Origin of the sequence: Aquiflexum sp., assembly GCF_041751335.1 — a bacterium.
Classification (GTDB): Bacteria; Bacteroidota; Bacteroidia; order Cytophagales; family Cyclobacteriaceae; genus Aquiflexum.
In genome coordinates this window covers 1-7,512 of record NZ_JBGSXS010000033.1, presented here as the reverse complement: position 1 = coordinate 7,512, position 7,512 = coordinate 1, and the positions used below count along the sequence as shown (strand labels likewise).

General features: G+C 36.9%; 7 protein-coding genes. 2 read left to right on the top strand and 5 right to left on the bottom strand.

Features of this window, described 5'->3' with window-relative positions; genetic code table 11:
• A partial coding sequence (locus ACEW8U_RS01710) for a hypothetical protein (RefSeq protein ID WP_373520307.1) occupies positions 1–395 on the bottom strand: 395 nt, incomplete at its 3' end.
• Between the two features lie 230 nt (positions 396–625).
• Between ACEW8U_RS01710 and ACEW8U_RS01705 the strand changes: the two genes are divergently transcribed.
• A complete protein-coding gene (locus ACEW8U_RS01705) occupies positions 626–1,165 on the top strand; it encodes a DsrE family protein (protein ID WP_373520306.1) in 540 nt (179 codons plus the stop codon).
• Here the strand turns inward: ACEW8U_RS01705 and ACEW8U_RS01700 are convergent.
• The 4 genes from ACEW8U_RS01700 to ACEW8U_RS01685 all read right to left on the bottom strand — a co-directional run bounded on the left by ACEW8U_RS01700 (position 1,162) and on the right by ACEW8U_RS01685 (position 6,777).
• The gene (locus tag ACEW8U_RS01700) at positions 1,162–1,761 is read right to left on the bottom strand and encodes a ribonuclease HII (protein WP_373520305.1); all 600 of its coding nucleotides are present in this window, start codon (positions 1,759–1,761) and stop codon (positions 1,162–1,164) included. The genes ACEW8U_RS01705 and ACEW8U_RS01700 overlap by 4 nt on opposite strands.
• Complete coding sequence (locus ACEW8U_RS01695) at positions 1,733–4,408, bottom strand: glucosidase (RefSeq protein WP_373520304.1); 2,676 nt, start codon at positions 4,406–4,408, stop codon at positions 1,733–1,735. The genes ACEW8U_RS01700 and ACEW8U_RS01695 overlap by 29 nt, the downstream gene beginning before the upstream one ends.
• 364 nt (positions 4,409–4,772) lie before the next feature.
• Positions 4,773–5,924, bottom strand: a complete 1,152-nt coding sequence (locus ACEW8U_RS01690; protein ID WP_373520303.1) for a glycosyltransferase family protein — start codon at positions 5,922–5,924, stop codon at positions 4,773–4,775.
• Between the two features lies 1 nt (position 5,925).
• Complete coding sequence (locus ACEW8U_RS01685; protein ID WP_373520302.1) at positions 5,926–6,777, bottom strand: UDP-2,3-diacylglucosamine diphosphatase; 852 nt, start codon at positions 6,775–6,777, stop codon at positions 5,926–5,928.
• A gap of 310 nt (positions 6,778–7,087) precedes the next feature.
• Between ACEW8U_RS01685 and ACEW8U_RS01680 the strand changes: the two genes are divergently transcribed.
• The coding region (locus tag ACEW8U_RS01680) for a hypothetical protein (RefSeq protein ID WP_373520301.1) at positions 7,088–7,512 on the top strand (425 nt) is incomplete at its 3' end.

Genomic DNA, 7,512 nt, shown 5'->3' with positions numbered 1-7,512 from the left:
GCTGCACCAGAATTACTAAGCTGAATACCGGTCTGAGTAGAAAAATCCTCGGCTTGCACAAAACTGTATGGATCAAAGGAAGATGCATTATCCTGAATAGTCATCGGTTCAATTATTGCACCTTCGCTAAGATTGGAATCTGCCAATTTGATTCCTCTAGGTTTGTTGCCAACAAACTCTCCACTAGAGCTACCTAACACATTAGCCTTAATATTGAGATTTTGAGTGCCAACGTCTCGGAAAGTATATTTATTATCAAATTGTAATTCAGCAATTGCCTGACCTGGATTGGAATTATTTTGTGAAAATGAGCTAATTGATTTGCCGTAAGCCATTCCAAAAAGTGTAACAGATAGAATTAATGATAAAGGGATATTTGAATAATATATCTTCATGGCTTTGGGTTTAAGGTAAAAACTAAATAAATAATTTGCTGATTATGATTATTAAACTAATAACTAAATATAAAATTATATAGGATAATTATCAAATACGATAAAATATGTTTGTAAATCAAATTAAATTATATGAATATAAGTCTCTGCTTTTTTATCTTCTTCCAGAAGATTAACCTTTGATTCATTTTCCTTTTTACTTACTTTTTGATCCACTAAATGAAAGATTTATGATTCAAAGACTTATCTTTTTTTTCTTGGCGATGTCTTTTATTGTCAATGTTAATTATGCCCAAACTCCCCAATTTCCAATAGTTCAAGGTTTTGGAGGGATTTATGAAATCCCTGAAGCTACCGAAAGGCCTGATCCGAATGGTAACTATAAAATCATCATAGATTTGGTGTCAGCCAGCGAAAATCCCCAAGAGATCAATAGAATGGTGGATAATATAGCCAGAATGGTCAATCTTCACGGCATTGCAGGAGTTCCCAAAGAGAAAATCAAGGTGAAAGTGGCTGTTCATGGAGGTGCAATCTTCAGTATTCTTAATGATGCTTATTATGAAAAACTGTATGGCGTAAAAAACCCTAACCTACCCGTTTTTGAAGCCATGAAAAATGCTGATGTGGAATTTTATATCTGTGGGCAATCGCTCATAGCACGGAACATGAAAACCACCGATGTTTGGAATGGTGCTGAGATTGCCTTGTCCATGTTGACTACTTTGACTACTTATGTTCCACAAGGATATATGCTAATGCGTTTTTAAAGATCTAATTCCAGCTGAATCGGCAAGTGTCTAAAGGACTTTCGGTGAATTGGTGTCAACCCTAATTTGATAATTCCATCTCTATGGATTTTGGTAGGATAGCCTACATTTCTTTCCCATCCATATCCCGGATAGGTTATGGCAAATTCAGCCATCAAATTATCTCTATAAACTTTTGCCAGGATAGAGGCAGCTGCAATACTTGCGAATTTCCCGTCGCCCTTGATGATGCAATCAAATGGAATGTTCAAATCCGACTTGAACCTATTTCCATCGATGAGAAGATGTTGGGGGATGACTTCCAGTTTTTTCACCGCCCTTGTCATGGCCAAAAATGAAGCATTGAGTATGTTTATTTGGTCAATTTCTTCGACACTTGCCTCTGCAATTGACCAAGCAATTGCTGAAACTTTGATTTCCTCTGCAAGGATTTCCCGATTGGATTTCCGGAGTTTTTTGGAATCATTGATGAACTCATTGGCATAATCCTCGGGTAAAATTACCGCGGCAGCCACCACAGGACCACAAAGGCAGCCTCGTCCCACTTCATCACAGCCCGCTTCTAACCTATCGTATTGTAAATTCTGCCTCAGCATCTTCCGCTGTTCTTCTTTCTGATTTGTAATATTTATGGATCATTTCGGCCACCAAACCTGTCCATCCCGTCTGATGGGAAGCACCGAGACCATTTCCATTGTCTCCATGGAAATATTCATAAAATAGAAGATGATCTTTGAAGTGAGGGTCTTCTTGCATTTTGAGATTTTTGCCATACATTGGTCTATGACCATTTTCATCTTTCAGGAATATTTTGATACACCTCAAGGATAATTCCCTTGCGATTATATCCATGGTGACATAATTTCCGGATCCAGTCGGATATTCAATCGAGAATTCCCCGCCATAATAATAATCAAATTTTCTAAGGGATTCGATGATCAAATGATTGATCGGAAACCAGATTGGGCCACGCCAATTGGAGTTTCCGCCAAACATCATGGTATCGGATTCTCCAGGTGTATATTTCACACTCAACACATCTCCGTTGATGCGTAGGGTATAGGGCTTCTTTTCATGGGATTTTGAAAGTGATCGGATTCCGTAATCGCTTAAAAACTCTTCAGAATCGAGCATTTTATTGAGAATACTTTTCATCCTATGGCCTCGCAATAAAGCAAATAGCCTTCTTTTTTCAAATCCCGGCTGAATCCAACTTGACACCAATGCTGCTAATTTTGGTTTTTCCTTTAGGAAAAAATCCAGCCTTTCTTTGAATTCGGGAAGACTGTCAAACAATTCCACCCGAATAGATTCCACTGCAAACAATGGAATGATTCCGACTACTGACTTGAGCTTCATCACCTTTGGTTCTTTTCCCGGCAGGTGAAAAACATCGAAGAAAAAGTTTTCCTCATCATTCCAAAGACTGATGTTATCCCCTGAGATATTGCTCATGGCACCTGCTATGTAAAGGAAATGTTCCAGAAATTTCGTGGCGGTATATTGATAGGTTTTGTTGAACTCGCAAAGGTCAAGTGATATCCGCATCATGTTCAGGGAAAACATCGCCATCCAGGAAGTGGCATCAGCTTGTTCCAGCTTTCCTTTGTACTTGTGGGCATGGGACCTGTCGATGACAGAGATATTGTCCAGACCCAAAAAACCTCCTTCAAAAATATTCTTTCCCTCACTATCTTTTTGATTGACCCACCAGGTAAAGTTGATCATGAGTTTGTGAAATGCACGTTCCAGAAATTCCTGATCGCCTTTTCCCCCATTCATTTTTTTATCAATCTGATAAATACGTTGTACAGCATAGGCATGAACAGGAGGATTGACATCATTGAAATTCCATTCATAAGCAGGGATCTGCCCATTAGGATGCATATAAGATTCATTCAAGAAAAGGAGAAGTTGTCCTTTTGCAAAGTCAGGGTCAAGTCTTGAAATAGGAATACAATGGAAAGCGGAATCCCACACCGCATACCAAGGATATTCCCATTTGTCCGGCATAGAGATAATATCCTGATTGTAAAGATGTCTCCAATCACTGTTCCTACCTTTTTTGCGCTCTTTTGGCGGTGAATATCTTCCTGGATCCCCTTCCAACCAACGCTCTACATTATAGTAATAAAATTGCTTTCCCCACATCATGCCGGCATATGCCTGTCTTTGGATATTTCGCATATCCTCATCCTTGACCCGTTCCTGTAATTCACCATAAAATTCATCTGCCTCTCTTTTCCTATCAGCCATTATCTGTTCACAGGGTTCAATTGCTGCTTCGGTTTTTTGATGGGTCATCCTCAATTTGACAATTTGTGAACCTCCCGGCGGAATGATAAGCTTGTAAATTGCAGCGGCTTTTGTTCCAAAATCATTTGGATTCAGATGCCTTGAATAGCGGTTCACCACATAATCATTGATGGCATCTTTCAGATACATTTTTTCATTTGGGATACTGTAGAGTTTTTCCCGGTTTGTCTCATTGTCGCAAAACTTAAATTCAGGAGCTCCATCAAAATTAAAAAAGTAATTCCCTCTTTGGGGGGAGAAAGCTTTAATGGTTTTTTCACCATTTAAGGAAAGTTTAGGCATAAATGGCTCATGTCCTGTAAACCAAGTTTTTCGAAACCAAATAGTTGGAATTACCCAGATTTCAGCATCCTCTGGCCCTCGATTGTGGATAGTTGCGAAAGCTGTAATGTCTTCAGCATCATTTTTTGCATACTCTAAAAATATGTCAAAGTATTCATCTTTATCAAAAATTCCAGTGTCAATCAATTCAAACTCTGGATCTGCTTTTGTTCTTTTTCTGTTTTCCTCTAGTATTTGTTTATAAGGAAATTCATTTTGAGGATACTTATAAAGCATCTTCATGTAACTGTGAGTAGGTGTTGAGTCAAGATAATAGTACAATTCTTTAACATCTTCACCATGATTGCCCTGATGGCCTGTCAAACCAAACAGTCTCTCTTTTAACATTGGATCCTTGCCATTCCAAAATGCCCAAGCAAAGCAAATGTTTTGTTTATAATCAGAGATCCCGCCGATTCCTTCTTCCCCCCACCTGTAGGCTTTACTTCGGGCTTCATCGTGTGTTACATTATCCCATGCAGCACCATTTGGACTGTAGTCTTCCCTTACTGTTCCCCATTGCCGTTCTGTTAGATAAGGACCCCATTTTTTCCAATGTTTTTTCCTTTCCCTATCTTCTTGAAGCCTTTGTTGTTCTATATTCATTTAAACCTGATCCAAGTAATCCATCCCGAATTTACCCATTTTTATTAAAGTTGGTAATCATCAGATATTACTTATATAAAATTTTCAATTAAGATTTTTCCGCAATCGATTTAATTGTCAGGAATTGATTCTTTTGGACTAACTGATTTATCATTTTTCAAAATTAAAAAATACCCAACGAAGGTTTAACCGTGTAACCAATAGAATGTTATAAATAACACTGATTTTTCTTAAAAATTTAATGGAGGAATTTTAGGTATAAAATGAATAAAATAGGAAATTAAATGGCCAAAGATGTAAATAAAAAAATTATTCAGAAAGAGAATTAAGGTGATTGAAATGATAGGAAATTATCATTTTTCTCTCAATTAAATTTTTTTGTCAAAACACTTTTTCGAACCTTTGGAAGTTTAGACTTCCTTTCATTTTTTGGATTTGGTAAGCTATTAAAAATTGTAAAAAATTTTTCTTCAAATAAATCAACCCATGCCTTAGAAGAAGTTGGAATGAAACTTCCTGAGTTGAGAAAGGATTCCATTTTCTTAAAATCAAAGTTTTCTGACGGGATTCCTGCACCTGCTCGTTTGGCATCAATGGCATTGCAGGCCTGTTCATATTGACCATTTACAGGGATCATCATGACGGGTTTGCCCAAGTACATGGCCTCGCACACAGATTCAAATCCGGCTGTGGTTATCAAACCCTTACATTTAGACATTTTTTCCAAAAACAGGTGATCGTTCAGTTGGTGAAAGGTCAAATTTTCCAAAGGTTTGTACATTTCCGGAGCTCCCTTTTGGTCCCAAAAGGCTTCAATCTTTATTTCAGGACATTTATTTGCATAAAGGAGAATTTCATCACTATAACCCGAATTAACCATGTAGGTCAAGTAGAAATCACCCTTGGTTGGAGTTTTGCTTTTTACTTCCTTTCTGAGAAGGGGAGGGAGTACAAATGTATTTCCATTCTGTAAAGGGTAAAGAGGTTTAAATGAAAGAGCTAACTCCAATTCTGATCCAAATGATGTGATTCTAGTATTGAGTTGAAATAATAATTTTTGAAGACTCTTCCCATTGGGATATAGGAAATCAGGATGATTTATAAGGTATTGATGTCCTATAGTCCAGTATCTGCAAGCCGGTTGATAGATCATATTGTAAAGTCCTCCCAATAAATCATAGAAATTTAGGATTATATCAGGTTGATATTCAGCAACAAGTTGATCTATTTTGTGAAGACTTTTTTTAAATAGGTTGATTTTGGTAAAGTTGTACGAAATTGTTCTGCCTAATTTGATGCCTTTGTGTTTTTTATCCGTCACAAAGTTTGGGCTTTCAAACAAGAATATCGGAGCTTTGATTTTTGAGGAAAAAAATTCCGGAATTTCTCTTCTTTGACTTTTTCCAACACAGACTGCACAAACCTCATGTCCATTTCGTTCCAACAATTGTGACATGGATATTGCTTGGGTCATGTGACCTCTTCCTTCACCTTGAACAATCAGCAAAAACTTCATTTCAGAGCAGGAAATTTGGATAATTTAGGTCTTCTGCTGGTATGGAGAATGCAACAGTCTTATAATCCTTCTGGGTTTCAAATGAGACGGTTTTTTCAGAAGACATCTTTTTGAAGTTGATTTCATTATAATAAATCAATTGCCAGGTACCATCATGGTCCTCTGCTAATGCACTCATCGTTTCCACCCAATCACCGGAATTGAGATAGGTAATTCCATCAATAACCCTGTTTTCAGCTTTGTGGATATGTCCGCAAATAATACCGTCGCAGCCCTTTGCTCTAGCCATTTTGGCCAATTCTTCTTCATATTGATCTATATAGGAAACCGCTGTCTTTACTTTTCCCTTAATATATTGACTTAAAGAAAAGTAGGGTAAACCTCTTTTTCTTCTATGGAAATTCACCAATCTGTTAAGCCATAGCAAAAATGTATATCCTACGTCGCCCAAGTATGCTATCCACCGAAGGTTGGTAGTGATGCTGTCAAAAATATCTCCATGAGTAATAAAGAATTTTTTTCCGTTACTTTCATAGATCATGTCAGTTTGCACAGAGAGATTCCCTATTTGAATGGGTAAAATCTGATCCAGAAAATCATCATGATTGCCTCTCAGGTAATACACCTTGGTGTTGTCCCTTTCGATCATTTTGATCATCCTGTTAAAAAACCTGGTATGTTTTCTTTTCCAAGAACCTGATTTGCGAAGTTGCCATCCGTCTATGATATCCCCGTTAAGTATGAGGTTTTCACAGGTATATTGCTTCAAAAAATGGGCTACTTCTTTAGCTTTTGCTCCTTTAGTACCAAGATGTACATCAGAGATGACGATTGTTTTGAAATGGGTTTTCAAGTCTGTCAGTTTTATTTGCAATATAAAAGTAGTGCAAAAACTAATGATGAAAAGAATATTATGAAAAAGATAAGTTTTTTAAAATTTAGTTTGGAATTGTGAAGAAATAGTTAACTGACTGTTAAATACACTCATCACAAGCTAAAGATAGGTGAAGTTGTCCCCTTTTTGTTATTAAAAGTGTGGAAATAAAAAGATAGTAGATCTACAAAGGAAGTTTTTTCCGTAAATTTTCTTTGAGTTAAGTTTGAATATAACCAACTTCGGGACATGTTCAGCCTAATGAACAACAATGTGGATTTTAGATGGTATGAAAAAGTCATTAGTTCTATTTTTATTTTTTGTGGTTTTATCCTCTTGTCATCAAGATGATAAAGATCCGGCAATCAATATTCTTGGATATTGGAATCTGGTAGAAATGACAACTTCTATGAGTGATGTTAGCATAGGAGTAGATTCAATAGATTTTTCGGAGAAATATATTTTTAATGATGACGGGACTTTTATTAAACTCACGAGCAAAATAAAAGGCAATGGAGAATTGCTAACTGTACCCGAACAGGCATTGGGAGTTTATGAGATGATTCCTTCTGACAATTCTGTCTTTTTATACGAGCTCATTCTCACTTTTGACACGAACCTTGCCTTGGTGGCCAATTGCGGGGAAGGTAATCAGGAATTCATGTATATCAATAATTCTAAAAAACTCACTAATTTCACATGGGCTGCCTGTGA

What these genes read in the sequence shown, in the direction of transcription:
- ACEW8U_RS01690 (WP_373520303.1), bottom strand. Translation starts at nt 5,924, where the DNA reads ATGAAGTTTTTGCTGATTGTTCAAGGTGAAGGAAGAGGTCACATGACC.
- ACEW8U_RS01705 (WP_373520306.1), top strand. Translation starts at nt 626, where the DNA reads ATGATTCAAAGACTTATCTTTTTTTTCTTGGCGATGTCTTTTATTGTC.
- ACEW8U_RS01700 (WP_373520305.1), bottom strand. Translation starts at nt 1,761, where the DNA reads ATGCTGAGGCAGAATTTACAATACGATAGGTTAGAAGCGGGCTGTGAT.
- ACEW8U_RS01695 (WP_373520304.1), bottom strand. Translation starts at nt 4,408, where the DNA reads ATGAATATAGAACAACAAAGGCTTCAAGAAGATAGGGAAAGGAAAAAA.